Annotated in this window: 11 protein-coding genes, 5 tRNA genes and 1 rRNA gene; 16 read left to right on the forward strand and 1 reads right to left on the reverse strand. The window is 41.8% G+C overall.

Annotation, left to right across the window (positions count from 1 at the left end):
* Window positions 1-38: 38 nt before the first annotated feature.
* From trmD to WC445_03290, 16 genes are all read left to right on the forward strand, one after another.
* Window positions 39-701, forward strand: a complete 663-nt coding sequence (gene trmD, locus WC445_03215) for a tRNA (guanosine(37)-N1)-methyltransferase TrmD (protein MFA5128954.1) — start codon at window positions 39-41, stop codon at window positions 699-701.
* 187 nt (window positions 702-888) lie between these two features.
* Window positions 889-1689, forward strand: coding sequence for a hypothetical protein (locus WC445_03220; GenBank protein MFA5128955.1), 801 nt, complete (start codon window positions 889-891; stop codon window positions 1687-1689).
* Between the two features lie 581 nt (window positions 1690-2270).
* Window positions 2271-3860: ribosomal RNA gene (locus WC445_03225) — 16S ribosomal RNA — on the forward strand.
* 209 nt (window positions 3861-4069) lie between these two features.
* Window positions 4070-4146: transfer RNA gene (locus WC445_03230), tRNA-Ile, on the forward strand.
* Between the two features lie 53 nt (window positions 4147-4199).
* Window positions 4200-4271: transfer RNA gene (locus WC445_03235), tRNA-Phe, on the forward strand.
* Between the two features lie 16 nt (window positions 4272-4287).
* A tRNA-Pro gene (locus WC445_03240) sits at window positions 4288-4358 on the forward strand.
* Between the two features lie 12 nt (window positions 4359-4370).
* Window positions 4371-4949, forward strand: coding sequence for a hypothetical protein (locus WC445_03245; GenBank protein MFA5128956.1), 579 nt, complete (start codon window positions 4371-4373; stop codon window positions 4947-4949).
* Between the two features lie 5 nt (window positions 4950-4954).
* A tRNA-Gly gene (locus WC445_03250) sits at window positions 4955-5025 on the forward strand.
* Window positions 5026-5050: 25 nt separating this feature from the next.
* Window positions 5051-5794, forward strand: coding sequence for a ZIP family metal transporter (locus WC445_03255; GenBank protein MFA5128957.1), 744 nt, complete (start codon window positions 5051-5053; stop codon window positions 5792-5794).
* Between the two features lie 3 nt (window positions 5795-5797).
* Window positions 5798-6247: a CBS domain-containing protein gene (locus tag WC445_03260; GenBank protein ID MFA5128958.1), complete on the forward strand. Its 450-nt coding sequence runs from the start codon at window positions 5798-5800 to the stop codon at window positions 6245-6247.
* A 130-nt stretch (window positions 6248-6377) separates the two neighbouring features.
* The gene (locus WC445_03265) at window positions 6378-6866 is read left to right on the forward strand and encodes a hypothetical protein (GenBank protein MFA5128959.1); all 489 of its coding nucleotides are present in this window, start codon (window positions 6378-6380) and stop codon (window positions 6864-6866) included.
* A gap of 117 nt (window positions 6867-6983) precedes the next feature.
* Window positions 6984-7058, forward strand: a tRNA-Cys gene (locus WC445_03270).
* Between the two features lie 29 nt (window positions 7059-7087).
* On the forward strand, window positions 7088-8002 hold the full coding sequence (locus WC445_03275) for a 5'-3' exonuclease H3TH domain-containing protein (protein ID MFA5128960.1): 915 nt from the start codon (window positions 7088-7090) through the stop codon (window positions 8000-8002).
* 28 nt (window positions 8003-8030) lie between these two features.
* Entirely contained in the window at window positions 8031-9815 is a 1785-nt protein-coding gene (polA, locus tag WC445_03280; protein ID MFA5128961.1) for a DNA polymerase I, read from the forward strand.
* Window positions 9816-9818: 3 nt separating this feature from the next.
* Window positions 9819-10811: a DNA polymerase III subunit delta gene (gene holA / locus WC445_03285; protein MFA5128962.1), complete on the forward strand. Its 993-nt coding sequence runs from the start codon at window positions 9819-9821 to the stop codon at window positions 10809-10811.
* A gap of 52 nt (window positions 10812-10863) precedes the next feature.
* Window positions 10864-11205: an EamA family transporter gene (locus WC445_03290; GenBank protein MFA5128963.1), complete on the forward strand. Its 342-nt coding sequence runs from the start codon at window positions 10864-10866 to the stop codon at window positions 11203-11205.
* Between the two features lie 466 nt (window positions 11206-11671).
* On the opposite strand, the gene WC445_03295 is transcribed toward WC445_03290, so the two are convergent.
* Window positions 11672-12718, reverse strand: coding sequence for a DNA recombination protein RmuC (locus tag WC445_03295; protein MFA5128964.1), 1047 nt, complete (start codon window positions 12716-12718; stop codon window positions 11672-11674).
* Window positions 12719-12833: the final 115 nt, after the last annotated feature.

Raw genomic sequence — 12833 nt, forward strand, 5'->3', positions numbered from 1 at the left:
AACTCGACAGACGGGCCAAGAGATAATACAATTTAAATATGCTTCAATTTGATATCATCACAATTTTTCCAAAAATTTTTTCCTCTTATTTCTCCGAGAGCATAATTTCGCGCGGACAAAAAAAGAAATTGATAAAAATAAATATCCATGATTTACGGAAGTGGACTTCTGATAAGCGCAAAACGGTTGACGACAAGCCGTACGGCGGCGGGCCGGGGATGGTTTTAAAAGTTGAGCCGTTCGCCAAGGCACTCCGCGCGATGAAGAAAAATAAAAAAACAAGAGTGATTTTGTTTTCCGCCGGAGGAAAACAGTTTGATAATACGGTGGCGGCCGAGTTCGCAAAAAAATATGATCGTCTAATTTTAATTTGTGGCCACTACGAAGGCGTGGACGAGCGCGTGAAAAAAATTATTAAAGAGTTAGGTTTTGAATTTTCGGAAATTTCTATTGGTCCGTACGTTTTGACTGGTGGCGAACTGCCGGCCATGGTTTTGGTGGATGCTGTGGCGCGGCAAATCCCCGGAGTTTTAGGAAAGACTGAATCGCTTGAAGAAAAACGTTTAGGCATCGGCGTACCGGTCTACACCCGTCCGGAAATTTTTAAATTTCTTAATAAAAAATATCAGGTGCCGAAAGTTTTATTGTCCGGAGATCATAAAAAAATTGAAGAGTGGCGGTTGAAACAAATAAAAAAATAAATTTTTATATAAAGGATAGTCCTTGTACAATAAGGACTGTCCTTTTGGTTGCCCTTGACTTTTTAAAAATTCATGTTAATATAAAGCGTTGTCCTCAAGGGTGAGGCAATCTGTCTGGCATTTCGCCGACAGAAAACGGCCAGTCCCGCAGTACTGCGGGACGAGCCAAAAGAAAGGAGGGCGAGCCATGAAGGCGAGCCCGACGCTGACCGCCGATTTGCGGCGGGGAGACGAAACCCAGGTGCTCTTGAAACTGCAGCAGGATGGCGTGACGCCGGACGACTACGCCGCAATCGCCGCGAACGAGGCGATGCGGGCCGACATCGTGGCGGCCATCCAGAAGTACCGTCTTTTCACGCCGCCCGAGGAGCAGGTGAAGATCCTTCTTCGGCTCAACGGTCTCCTCTGGTGCGATCCGGCCATCACGGCCGAAGCGATCGCCGCTCTGGGGGCCCCGCCCACCGCGCCGGATTCGGGCAAGAACGTCCTTTACGCGGTCGTCCTGCTCTACGAGACGGGCGACGCGCTCACAACTTTCCAGCGGAACTGGGAGGCCTGCGTCGCGATTCACGGCGAGGAGCGAACCTGGAAGTGGGACGGCCTCGTCATGACGCCCAAGGGCGTGCGGCCCCGTGAGAAGGCCAAGCCGCGCCCCGCGGGTCTCCGCTGGGCCGTGGCCGAACTCGGTCGCGCCTACCAGGATATCGCGGTGCGTGACGCGCGCGTCGTTCAGGGTTCCACGGAACTCATGGGCATGGGGCAGGAACTGCCCTTGATCGCGGCTCTGCATCCGCGCTGGGCCACCTCCATGAACGGCAAGACGATTCCGTTCGTGGACGCGCTCGACCTGGAAGTTGCGCCGGACGGCGAGGGCGAGTTCGGCTACGCTCCGTGCCTCAACTTCGACCGCGACTACGGCAAGGTTCACCTCAACGCCGACGACGTCGACAATTCGCTTCGGAACTTCGGTTCGGGTTCCCTTCAGTAGTGTGTCTCTTGACGCCTTGAGTCTTTGGTTCTTTGGAACTTGAGGCCTTGGCGTTTTGGACCACATTCCGCGAGGGCAGGTTTCTACGATCTGCCCTCTTTTTTTATTTTCAAATTTTTTATAAAATAATATTATTTAAGATGTCATCCTCGGATTTAATTCGGGGATCCAGTAAATTATTTTTTTTGGATTCCCGCTGGAGTTTACCCCGCACTTGATGCGGTACGGGAATGACAAACAAGAAGAATTTTTATTTGAATATTTTAATTGTGGAAAAAGTGTGGAAAAGGGTCTTGACACAAAAAATCAAAGGAGTTAAAATACACTTGTTCTTGAAAGTTGTTGCGTTTTTTGATTTATAATTAAGCAAAAAACAGCCAAACACATATTTGAAAATTGACAATTTAGAAAGAACATTGTAATATACTTTTGTCGCTAGAAATAGCGACATTTAGTATCCATTTCTTTGACAACTTAAAGTAATAGAAGTACGCCAATTTGTTCTAGTTCTCAAACTAGAACATCCCGCAGAAATGCGGGACCTTATAAAGTATTTAGTTTCATCTTGAACAACAAATACTCTTTTTGAGAGTTTGATCCTGGCTCAGGATGAACGCTGGCGGCGTGTCTAAGGCATGCAAGTCGAACGAGTGCGGTCCGCAAGGATTGTACTAGTGGCAAACGGGTGAGTAACACATTGGTAACCTACCCCAAAGTGTGGAACAACCCTCCGAAAGGAGGGCTAATACCACATGTGGTTTTCTGACATATGTCAGAAAAAGAAAGGCTCGCAAGAGTCGCTTTGGGAGGGGCCTATGGCTTATCAGCTAGTTGGTGCGGTAATGGCGCACCAAGGCTATGACGAGTAGCGGGCGTGAGAGCGCGACCCGCCTCAGTGGAACTGAGACACTGTCCACACTCCTACGGGAGGCTGCAGTCGAGAATATTCCCCAATGGACGAAAGTCTGAGGGAGCGACGCCGCGTGCAGGATGAAGGCCTTCGGGTTGTAAACTGCTTTTCTCTGGGATGAACACTGACCGTACCAGAGGAATAAGAGGTTGCTAACTCTGTGCCAGCAGCAGCGGTAATACAGAGACCTCGAGCGTTATCCGGATTTACTGGGCGTAAAGGGTCCGCAGGTGGTTTTGTAAGTCTTCGGTTAAATTCTTGAGCTCAACTCGAGAACCGCCGAGGAAACTATAAGACTAGAGACTGGGAGAGGCAAGCGGAATTGCCGGTGTAGTAGTAAAATGCGTTAATATCGGCAAGAACACCAAATGCGAAGGCAGCTTGCTAGAACAGTTCTGACACTCAGGGACGAAAGCGTGGGTAGCGATACGGATTAGATACCCGTGTAGTCCACGCCCTAAACGATGGGTACTGGGCATTGGGAGTATCGACCCTCTCAGTGCCGTATACTAAAGCTAACGCGTTAAGTACCCCGCCTGGGGAGTACGGCCGCAAGGCTAAAACTCAAAGGAATTGACGGGAACCCGCACAAGCGGTGGAGCATGTGGTTCAATTCGACAATAAGCGTGGAACCTTACCAGGGCTTGACATGCTGGAAGTATTCACCCGGAAACGGGAGAGGACCGTTAAATCGGATTCCAGCACAGGTGCTGCATGGTTGTCGTCAGCTCGTGTCGTGAGATGTTCCGTTAAGTCGGGAAACGAGCGCAACCCTCACGGCCAGTTACTATATCTGGCCGAACTGCCCCCCACTTAGTTTTTCAGAGCAGTGAAATTTATTTCATTGTTCGTAAAAATTATGAGTCGTCAATTTTATTTGGCGATTTTGGAAAATTAAGTGGGGGGAGGAAGGTGAGGATGACGTCAAATCAGCATGGCTCTTACGTCCTGGGCGACACACGTGCTACAATGGTCGGCTACAATGGGTTGCCAAACCGTAAGGTGGAGCTAATCCCATAAAACCGATCCCAGTTCGGATTGAGGTCTGAAACTCGACCTCATGAAGCCGGAATCGCTAGTAAACGCGCATCAGCCACGGCGCGTTGAATACGTTCTCGGGTTTTGTACACACCGCCCGTCACGCCAAGAGAGTCGGGGGTACCTGAAGCGGCCCGCAAGGGCAACGAGGGTAAACTCGATGATAGGGGCGAAGTCGTAACAAGGCACCGGTAGCGGAAGCTGTCGGTGGATCACCTCCTTTCTAGGGAGAAAATAATATTGTCCCCCTCACGGGACAAGATTGGTCGAAGTTTCATTTATTTGAAACTTTCAACAGTTATTAGGTGTGAAAAAAAGACAGAAAGCCGTACTTCTATTACTTCAAGTCGTCAAAAATAAAAATGATTGGTAAACTCTTGCAAGAACCAATCATTTTTGTTATCATTTTAGAAACACTTTTGGTGGGTTTATGGGCGCGTAGCTCAGTCGGTTAGAGCGCGTCACTGATAATGACGAGGTCGGAGGTTCGATTCCTCCCGCGCCCACCAAAGAATTACACCAAAGAATTAAGCAAGGAAATTTTTATATTATATTTTAGTATGCCGGGGTAGCTCAGTGGTAGAGCGAAGGACTGAAAATCCTTGCGTCGTGAGTCCGATTCTCACCCCCGGCATTTCGCGTTTTAAAACCGGGGTGTAGTACAACGGTAGTATGCATGCTTTGGGAGCATGAGACCCGGGTTCAATTCCCGGCACCCCGATTTGGATAAATTATGCTTAAATTTATTAGCGATACAACCTGGGAAGAGGTTTTTGAAAAATGGAGAAATCGCGAGGCTAATAACCCCGGATGGATTAGGACTGCCACGGAAATTAAAGGTTGGCCGGATTGGGAATCATGGAGAAGATTTTCAGCCGCACAAATTGACGCAGAAAAACGGGTTTGGAAAATTTATGAATTTACGGATCCTATAAATGATATTTCAGCGATGCTTGTTGGTCCATACGGCGGATGGCAAGGAAGATTGCCAGAAAAGAACAAAAATTCCTTTGAAGAATTGCTAAGTATCCCCAAGAATTACGATTTTTTTAGAAATCATGATGCAGTTGCGGCCTTGGCAAGAAATTTTCCTTGCCCCACGGAATTTATCGGGTTAGTTAGAGAAGATAATGGAAAATTAGTTTGCCTCGAAGGTCATCATCGGGCGACGGCAATAGCTTTAGTCAAAAAAGAAGGCAGAAAAATTGATTGTAAAAATATAAAAATAGCTGTGACTCGATTACCAAAAGATGAGTGTGAAATTTTGGAGAAGATCCTCCAACGCGGGACATCGAAAAATTCGGAACTTTAAATAGTGCGGGATTAGTATAGTGGCAGTACGACTCTCTTCCAAGGAGTAGGCGCCAGTTCGATTCTGGTATCCCGCTTTTTTGAAAAATAAAGAAATAAAATATGAATCCCCTGCTTTGGATTATTGGAAGTACAATTATTGTCAGTTTGATCTCATTGATCGGTGTTTTTACTTTGGCTTTGCGGGAGAAATATTTGGAGAAAATATTGCTTACGCTCGTGGCGTTGGCTTCGGGTGCTCTGATGGGCGGCGCCTTTATCCACCTTCTTCCTGAGGCGATAGAAAAAGCAGATGGTAAGCCGATTTTTATTTGGGTGCTCGTTGCTTTTGTGGCATTTTTTATTATAGAAAAAGTTTTACAATGGAGACATTGCCATAAGGAGAAGTGCGAAGTTCACACTTTTGGTTATATGACGCTTTTGGGCGACGGGGCTCACAATTTTATTGATGGTTTAATCATTGCCGCGGCTTTTGTGGAGGGTACGAGTTTAGGGCTTGTTGTGACGGCTGTAGTTATTTTACATGAAGTCCCTCAAGAAATCGGCGATTTTGGTACGCTTCTTTATTCCGGTTTTCAAAAGAAAAAAGCTCTTCTTATGAATTTTTTGAGTGCCGTCACGGCAGTGGCAGGCGGAATTATTGGTTATTTTTTGGCCAATGCCTCGGAAAGTTTTGTCAATGTGTTGATTCCCTTCGCGGCTGGTGGCTTTATTTATATAGGTGCTTCTGATCTTCTTCCTGAAATTAGAAAAACTACCAAGATTAAAGAATCAATTGGTACGTTAGCGATGTTCATTTTGGGGGTGGTCATAGTCTATTTAATGAGATTTTTAGATATTGAATAAAATATGAAAATAAAAAATGTAATGGTTAAAAAAGTTATCACAGTTAAAAGGGAGCAGACTTTAATTGAAGCGGCTCAAATTTTCGTTAAAAATAATATTAGCGGCGCGCCAGTCGTTGATGGGCGAGGAAAATTAGTAGGTATGCTTTCAGAAAAAGATTTATTCAGAGCATTGTATCCAGACGTAAGGGATATTTTAAAAGACGTCCGCCTTTGGCTTGGCAAAGAAAAAATTAAACATCGCGTAGAGGCCAAGCGAGGAATAATGGTAGAAAAATTAATGATTAAAAAAATTATTTCCATTGATCCCGACGCAGAAATTTTGGAAGCGGGATCAATAATGCTCACTACTAAAATTCATCGCCTGCCCGTTGTAAAAAATAAAAAATTAATTGGTATTGTTAGCCGCCCTGATATTTTTAGAAATTTATTAAAGGCAGATCTCCAAATCTGAGATGATTTGCCAGTATGAGGGAGTGAGGGTGAAGGGGTTGACAGAATAGCCAAAATATGGTATATTAAAAAGTCCCCAAAATGAGGGATTTTTTAAAACTAAAACAAAAATGAAAAAATTATCCAAAATTATGAAATCAAAGAAGCAAAAGCCAAATGTAGTGCATTTTGCTGTTATTTTAGCCATTTTTGCCGATTTGATGTTTCCTAAGGCCACAGCGGCCGATAGCTTGGTTCCTTCTTTTACCGCCATGGCCGGTGAGTCTTTTTTGGAAGAAATGGCTTCAAAAGACGAACCGGGTCATCTCGTGCGTGCCGAGGATAAGGAGCCTGTAAAGGTAATTTATGTTACTGTGACTGCTTACTCCAGTACTCCTGATCAGACTGACGACTCCCCATTTATCACGGCTAATGGTACCTGGGTTCATGACGGAACTTTAGCTGCGAACTTTTTACGCTTTGGCACAAAAGTTCGTTTTCCGGATTACTCAGGGGATAAGGTTTATGTAGTTGAAGATCGGATGAATCAACGCTATACTTACCGCGCTGACATCTGGATGGAAACTCGTGAAGCAGCCAAGCAATTCGGCGTTAGAACTCTTAAAATGGAAATTTACTAAGACGAAAAATAAAGAAGAAATATAAAAAGGGTTGCCAAAGGCAGCCTTTTTTGTTAAATTGAAAGTGCCGGGTAATTTATCCGGCACTTTCATCCCGAGCAATATCGAGGGATCCCTGGCCACGTAGCCAAGTGGTAAGGCAGGAGTCTGCAAAACTCCTATGCGCCGGTTCAATTCCGGCCGTGGCCTCCAGGTTTTATTGGAATTTTTAGTTTTGATTCATGGCAAATAAATTTATTATTATTGACGGCAATGCGATTCTTCATCGCGCCTGGCATGCCTTGCCGCCGCTCACAACGCCAACTGGCGAAATGGTAAATGCCGCGTATGGCTTCACTTTGATTTTGATGAAGGCGTTGAAAGATATCCAACCAAAATATGCGGCCGTAACTTTTGACAGGAAAGAAAAAACCTTCCGCCACGAAATGTATACTGAATATAAAGCTACCCGCGTGAAGCAACCAGATGAACTTTATGCTCAAATTCCAATTATTAAAAAAATTGTCACGGCGTTTGGGATGCCGATTTATGAGAAAGAACGTTTTGAGGCCGATGACGTGATTGCCACGATTTGTAAAAATAAAGAAGTTAACAAACCTGACGTGGAGTCAATTGTCGTTACGGGCGATATGGACACATTGCAGTTGGTAGATGACAATACAAAAGTTTACGCTTTGCGCAAAGGTATCACGGATACGGTTATTTATGATGAAGGTGCGGTTTTGAAAAAATATGAGCTTAGACCAGATCAATTAAATGATTTTAAGGCGATGCGCGGTGACCCGTCGGATAATATTCCCGGCGCGAAGGGTATTGGCGATGTCGGCGCGGCCGCGCTCATCAAAGAATTTGGGTCAATTGAGAAAATGTATGAAGCTATAGAAAAAAATGATACTCGCTTGGAAAAGTTCAAACCGCGATTAATAGAAATTTTGAAAAAAGAAAAAGATAATGTTTTTTTAGGTAAAAAGTTGGTGACACTAGTTTCAGATGCGCCGGTAGATTTTTATCTTGGAGACTGCAAAATAAAAATTGATCCGGGCTCAGTGGCGAAAATTTTTAAAGATTTGGGTTTTATGTCACTTCTTAAAAAAGTTGATGAATTAGCCGGTGGCGCGCAGAGTAATTTATTATGAAAATTAAATCGTCTTCACTGCGGTTAATATGATCAAGGTAGAAATAATTGATAGCCAGAAAAAAATAGAAGATTTCGCAAAAAAGCTCGCTCAACAAAGAGCTTTTGTTTTTAATATTGAAACAGAGGGGCAGTCCCCTTCCATTTCGAAAATTTTTGGTGTAAGTTTTTGTTTTGAAGAAGGAAAATCTTTTTACATCCCTTGCTCTAAATCAGAAATTTTAAATTTTAAATCTATTTTTGAAAATTCAAAGATTTTTAAATACGGCCATGATTTGAAACGCGGCATAGAGGTCTTATATGAAAAGGAAATTCAACTCGCGGCCGCGAGTTTTGACACAATGATCGCCGCTTATCTTTTAAATCCCGGCGCTAAAACCTATGAACTTTCCGATCTAACTTCGGCGAAAGTTGGAGAAAAAATAACAACAATTGAAGAATCAATCGGTAAGGGAAAAGGGGGGAAAAATCTCGAAGAAGTGGGTCGGGAAAAAATAGCTGCCTACTCTGGTGAACGGACAGAAGCGATTTGGCGTTTGGTCAAAATTTTTAAAGAAGAGTTAAGAGAAAATAATCTTTTAAAACTTTTTGAAAATCTGGAAATGCCTTTGCTTCCGGTTTTGGCCCAAATGGAAACTGACGGAGTAAAAATTGATGCGGCAATTCTAAAGAAATATTCTAAAAAAGCAGAGAAGGAGTTATCAAGAATTTCGGAAAAAATTTTTAAGTTAACCAAGATAAAATTTAACCTTGACTCCCCTATCCAGCTTCGGGAAGTTCTTTTCCAAAAATTAAAAATTCAGACGGCTGGACTTTCCCGCGGAAAAACCGGAATTTCCACAGCCGCTAGTGAACTGCAAAAGTTAAAGGGAGCGCATCCCGTCATTGATTTAATTTTGGAATATCGCGAATTGGCAAAATTAAATTCCACATATCTGCAAGCGCTACCAAAACTTATAAATCCCAAGACCGGTAGAATTCATACTAGCTTTAATCAAACAATTACCGCGACCGGTCGCCTTTCTTCCTCAAACCCAAATTTACAAAATATTCCCGCCAAGGGTGAGTTGGCGGAAGCGGTCAGAAAGGCTTTTGTCGCGCCTCGCGGTTTTAAAATTCTAGCCGCAGATTATTCCCATATTGATTTGCGGGTAATTGCCTCGCTTGCTGATGACAAAAATATGATTAAATCTTTTCGGGCCGGAGCCGACATTCATCAGGAGACCGCTTCGCAGATTTGGAATGTTTCTCCGGAAAAAGTGACGCCCCAATTACGGCAGGCGGCGAAAACCATTAATTTTGGCGTAACTTATGGTATGGGCGCCCGAGCGCTCGCTTCTGGCGCCGGAATAACGATTGATGAAGCAAAACAGTTTATTGGCAAATATTTTACTGTTTATGAAGGCGTCAGAAATTTTTTGGAAGAGACGCGCCAAAAGGCTCGCGACTTAGGATATGTGGAAACACTTTTCGGCCGCCGCCGATATTTGCCGGAAATTTATTCCCCTGTTCCCCAGATTGCCGCCGAAGCCGAACGGATGGCTATTAATATGCCTGTCCAAGGCACGGCTGCGGATATTATGAAATTGGCAATGATTAAAATCGCCGCGGGACTGCCGAAAATTAGCCCTACCTCAAAAATGATTTTACAAGTTCATGATGAATTAGTTTTTGAAGTTGCCTCTTCTGATATAAAAAAGGTCGCGAATTTTGTTAAAGAAACTATGGCGGAGGCGGTAAAACTTAAAGTGCCGCTTACTTCTCAAATTGAAGTCGGAGAAAATTGGGGTGAGATGAAAAAATATAAAATATAAAGTATGATTTTTTTTCTTTACGGTGAAGACAATTATCGTTCGCGCAAAAAATTGAAGCAGATTGAAGAAAAATTTAAAAAAGCCGACAAGAGCCGCGTTAATTTTATTAGAATAGATGGAGAGAAAAATTTGTGGAAGAATATAGAAAAAGAAATTTTAGCAGCACCTTTTTTATATGATAAAAAATTAGTAGTCGTTGAAAATTTTTTAAAAAAACGCGGCCAAAAATTTGATGAGGTAGTTGCTTTCTTAAAAGAAAAAAGAATTTCTGACGGAACGGTTGTCATTTTTTGGGAGGATAAAAAACCCGACGAAAGAACGGCGATTTTTAAATTTTTGGCCAAGCCGAAACAGGCGGAGAGGTTTGATTTGCTCGACGCGCCAAAATTGCGGAAATGGATTGCCGAGGCGGTGGCGGAAAAAAATTTAAAAATTGATGCACGAGCCGCGGAGGCGCTTATTGGTTTGGTCGGTTCTGACCTCTGGCAAATGAGCAGCGAACTTGATAAATTGGCTGCTTATGTTGGGCAAAGGAAAGAAAAAAATGGTCTAATCACTGTCGCAGATGTCGAGCTTTTTGTCAAAGGAAAGTTTGATGAAAATATTTTTTCTTTAACTGACGCTCTTGGTACTAAAAATAAAAGATTAGTTTTCAAAATTTTAAACGAACAAATAGAAGCCGGCCTCGGAGAGGGATATATTTTTGCGATGCTTGTGAGACAGTTCAGAATTTTATTACAAATAAAAGAATTAGTTGCCCTTGACTTCCCTTTTCTTTCCGCGGGAGATCCTGGCGTAAAACAAAAAATTTCTCTGGAACTAGGACTCCACCCATACGTTGTTCAAAAAACTCTTTACCAAATAAAAAATTTTTCTCTGCCGGAATTAAAAAAAATATATGGTAAGTTGCTGGCCATTGACAGGAAAATGAAAAGAGGAAATTTCAATCCCCGGGCGTTCTTGGAGTTATTTATTGCCGAAGTTTGTTTAACGTAATAAAATAAATATAGAATAAAACTTTTATTTATTAGTAAATTTTAATAGCCGTATGACAGTTTTTTTCTTTTTGGAGTTAGCCTTCATTGCTCTTCTAAACGCTTCGGCGCAAATTTTTATTAAAAAGGCAAGCATTATCAGTTGGTTGGAGTGGTCCACTCTTTTTAACAAAAATTTATGGTTAGGAGGGTTGCTTTATGTGGTCGGATTTTTTCTGTGGGTCAAGGCTCTAAATCAAGGTGAACTCACTTTTGTTGTTCCCTTCACTACTAGCTTGATGTACATTGCCACGGTATTTTTTGGTTGGTATTTTTTCAAAGAGCAAATCACGGCAATTAGAATAGCGGGGATTTTCGCTATTTGTTTTGGGATGTTTTTAGTTATGAAAAAATAGAAGTTAGTCGTAAATAATTTAAAACCGCCCCGAGTCATTGGGGCGGTTTTTTATTTAATATTTTTTACTTTTTTAAGAGCGTATTAAGTTTTTTCATGAGCCTAGATTTTTTTCTGGCTCCGGTGTTTTTTTTGATAATACCTTTCGAGATTGCTCGATCTATCTCCTTGATTGATTGTTTAATTATTTTTTGGGCTTCCTCCGCTTTTTTTGCCTCAATCAATCTGCGCCCCTCTTTAGTAGTTTTTTTTAGGATGTTTTTTATTTTTAAATTGCGAGCCATCCTTTTTTTGCTTTGTCTTAAGTCTTTAAAACTTGCTTTCTTAATCGGCATGTTCCTTTGTTTCACTCAGTCAAATTTAAAATGCAAAGTGCAAAATGTAAAATGTCTGAGAGAATATTGATTTATCAAATAATTAGTAGTGTTATTTTACCAAATGGCTATTTTTTGTCAATGCTTTACTGACTACTCAATTTTAGGTTTTTCAATTAGAAGCGGCTCTATCTGACTTTCGCCACCAGCAATTTTAATAACATCTTTATCAATTTTTTTTAATTCCGTAGAAGCGGTATTATAAGCGCCAACTGTAGTGCCAAGATGATTGCCGAGTTTTATAAAATATTCATCGTAGGCATTTAAATGTTTTCCTAAATCCCCTACTCTTTTGATAATATCTTTTACCGATTCGCTGATTTTCATTCGACGCAGACCTTCGGCGAAGAGTTGGAGGTAAACATGAAAGGTGGTTGGCGAAACAATAATCACGTGCTTTTCGCGATTAGCATATTCAACGAGATCGCGAGTGTTAATTTTTACCGCGCCAATTTGATTTACTAGAAGATCATAATAAATTGCTTCCGCAGGGATAAACATAAACGCGTATTCAACAGTCCCTTCTTCTGTCCGTACGTATTTAGCGGTTTCGTCAATTCGGTTTTTGAGATCTTGCTTGAAAAGTTTTTCTAATTTTTCTCGCTCATTTGGATCGCGTTCTTCAACAATTCTATTATAGTTTTCCAAGCTGAATTTTGAATCAATTGGGATAATCTGTTCGCCTAAAAAAATGACAGCATCAACTATTTCTCCGTCTTTAAATTTATGCTGCATTTGATACGCGGTTGGTGGAAGAACATTTTTTAAAACTGTTTCTAAATAATATTCGCCGAGAATTCCTCGCTGTTTTGGATTTTTTAAAATATCCTCAAGGCTCTGAAGTTGTCCGGCAAAATTCACGATTTGCTTTCCAGTCTCATCAAGTTTAGTTAATTTTTCCGTGACATCTTTAATAATTTTACTGCTCTCGCCAAATTGGGTTTGAACGGCCCGGTGACTTTCAGTAAGTTTAGCGTCTACTGCCTTGGTTAGTTCACTGATTTGATTTTGGAGAAGGATGAGAGATTGGTCATTGCGACTCCCTTCTTTTAATTCTTTAATTTTTCGATTAAGGAAATAAAAAATAGTTGCCAGGGCGGCAATAATTATGGCGGCAGCGATAAATAAATAAATCTCCATTTTGACTTTTCGTTAATTCTTTATTAAGATTATATCAGAAAATAAGCATAGTCGTAAAGAGCTTATTTTAAGAATAAGAAAATATTTGTAGTAATTATTATAAGATTAAGGTGAA

It is taken from the genome of Patescibacteria group bacterium, assembly GCA_041650995.1.
In the GTDB taxonomy this organism is placed as follows: domain Bacteria; phylum Patescibacteriota; class Patescibacteriia; order XYB2-FULL-38-15; family XYB2-FULL-38-15; genus JAHIRI01.

Bases quoted from the DNA above. Each gene is read 5' to 3' on its own strand.
- trmD (MFA5128954.1), top strand. From the start codon at position 39: ATGCTTCAATTTGATATCATCACAATTTTTCCAAAAATTTTTTCCTCT.
- WC445_03220 (MFA5128955.1), top strand. From the start codon at position 889: ATGAAGGCGAGCCCGACGCTGACCGCCGATTTGCGGCGGGGAGACGAA.
- WC445_03245 (MFA5128956.1), top strand. From the start codon at position 4,371: ATGCTTAAATTTATTAGCGATACAACCTGGGAAGAGGTTTTTGAAAAA.
- WC445_03255 (MFA5128957.1), top strand. From the start codon at position 5,051: ATGAATCCCCTGCTTTGGATTATTGGAAGTACAATTATTGTCAGTTTG.
- WC445_03260 (MFA5128958.1), top strand. From the start codon at position 5,798: ATGAAAATAAAAAATGTAATGGTTAAAAAAGTTATCACAGTTAAAAGG.
- WC445_03265 (MFA5128959.1), top strand. From the start codon at position 6,378: ATGAAATCAAAGAAGCAAAAGCCAAATGTAGTGCATTTTGCTGTTATT.
- WC445_03275 (MFA5128960.1), top strand. From the start codon at position 7,088: ATGGCAAATAAATTTATTATTATTGACGGCAATGCGATTCTTCATCGC.
- polA (MFA5128961.1), top strand. From the start codon at position 8,031: ATGATCAAGGTAGAAATAATTGATAGCCAGAAAAAAATAGAAGATTTC.
- holA (MFA5128962.1), top strand. From the start codon at position 9,819: ATGATTTTTTTTCTTTACGGTGAAGACAATTATCGTTCGCGCAAAAAA.
- WC445_03290 (MFA5128963.1), top strand. From the start codon at position 10,864: ATGACAGTTTTTTTCTTTTTGGAGTTAGCCTTCATTGCTCTTCTAAAC.
- WC445_03295 (MFA5128964.1), bottom strand. From the start codon at position 12,718: ATGGAGATTTATTTATTTATCGCTGCCGCCATAATTATTGCCGCCCTG.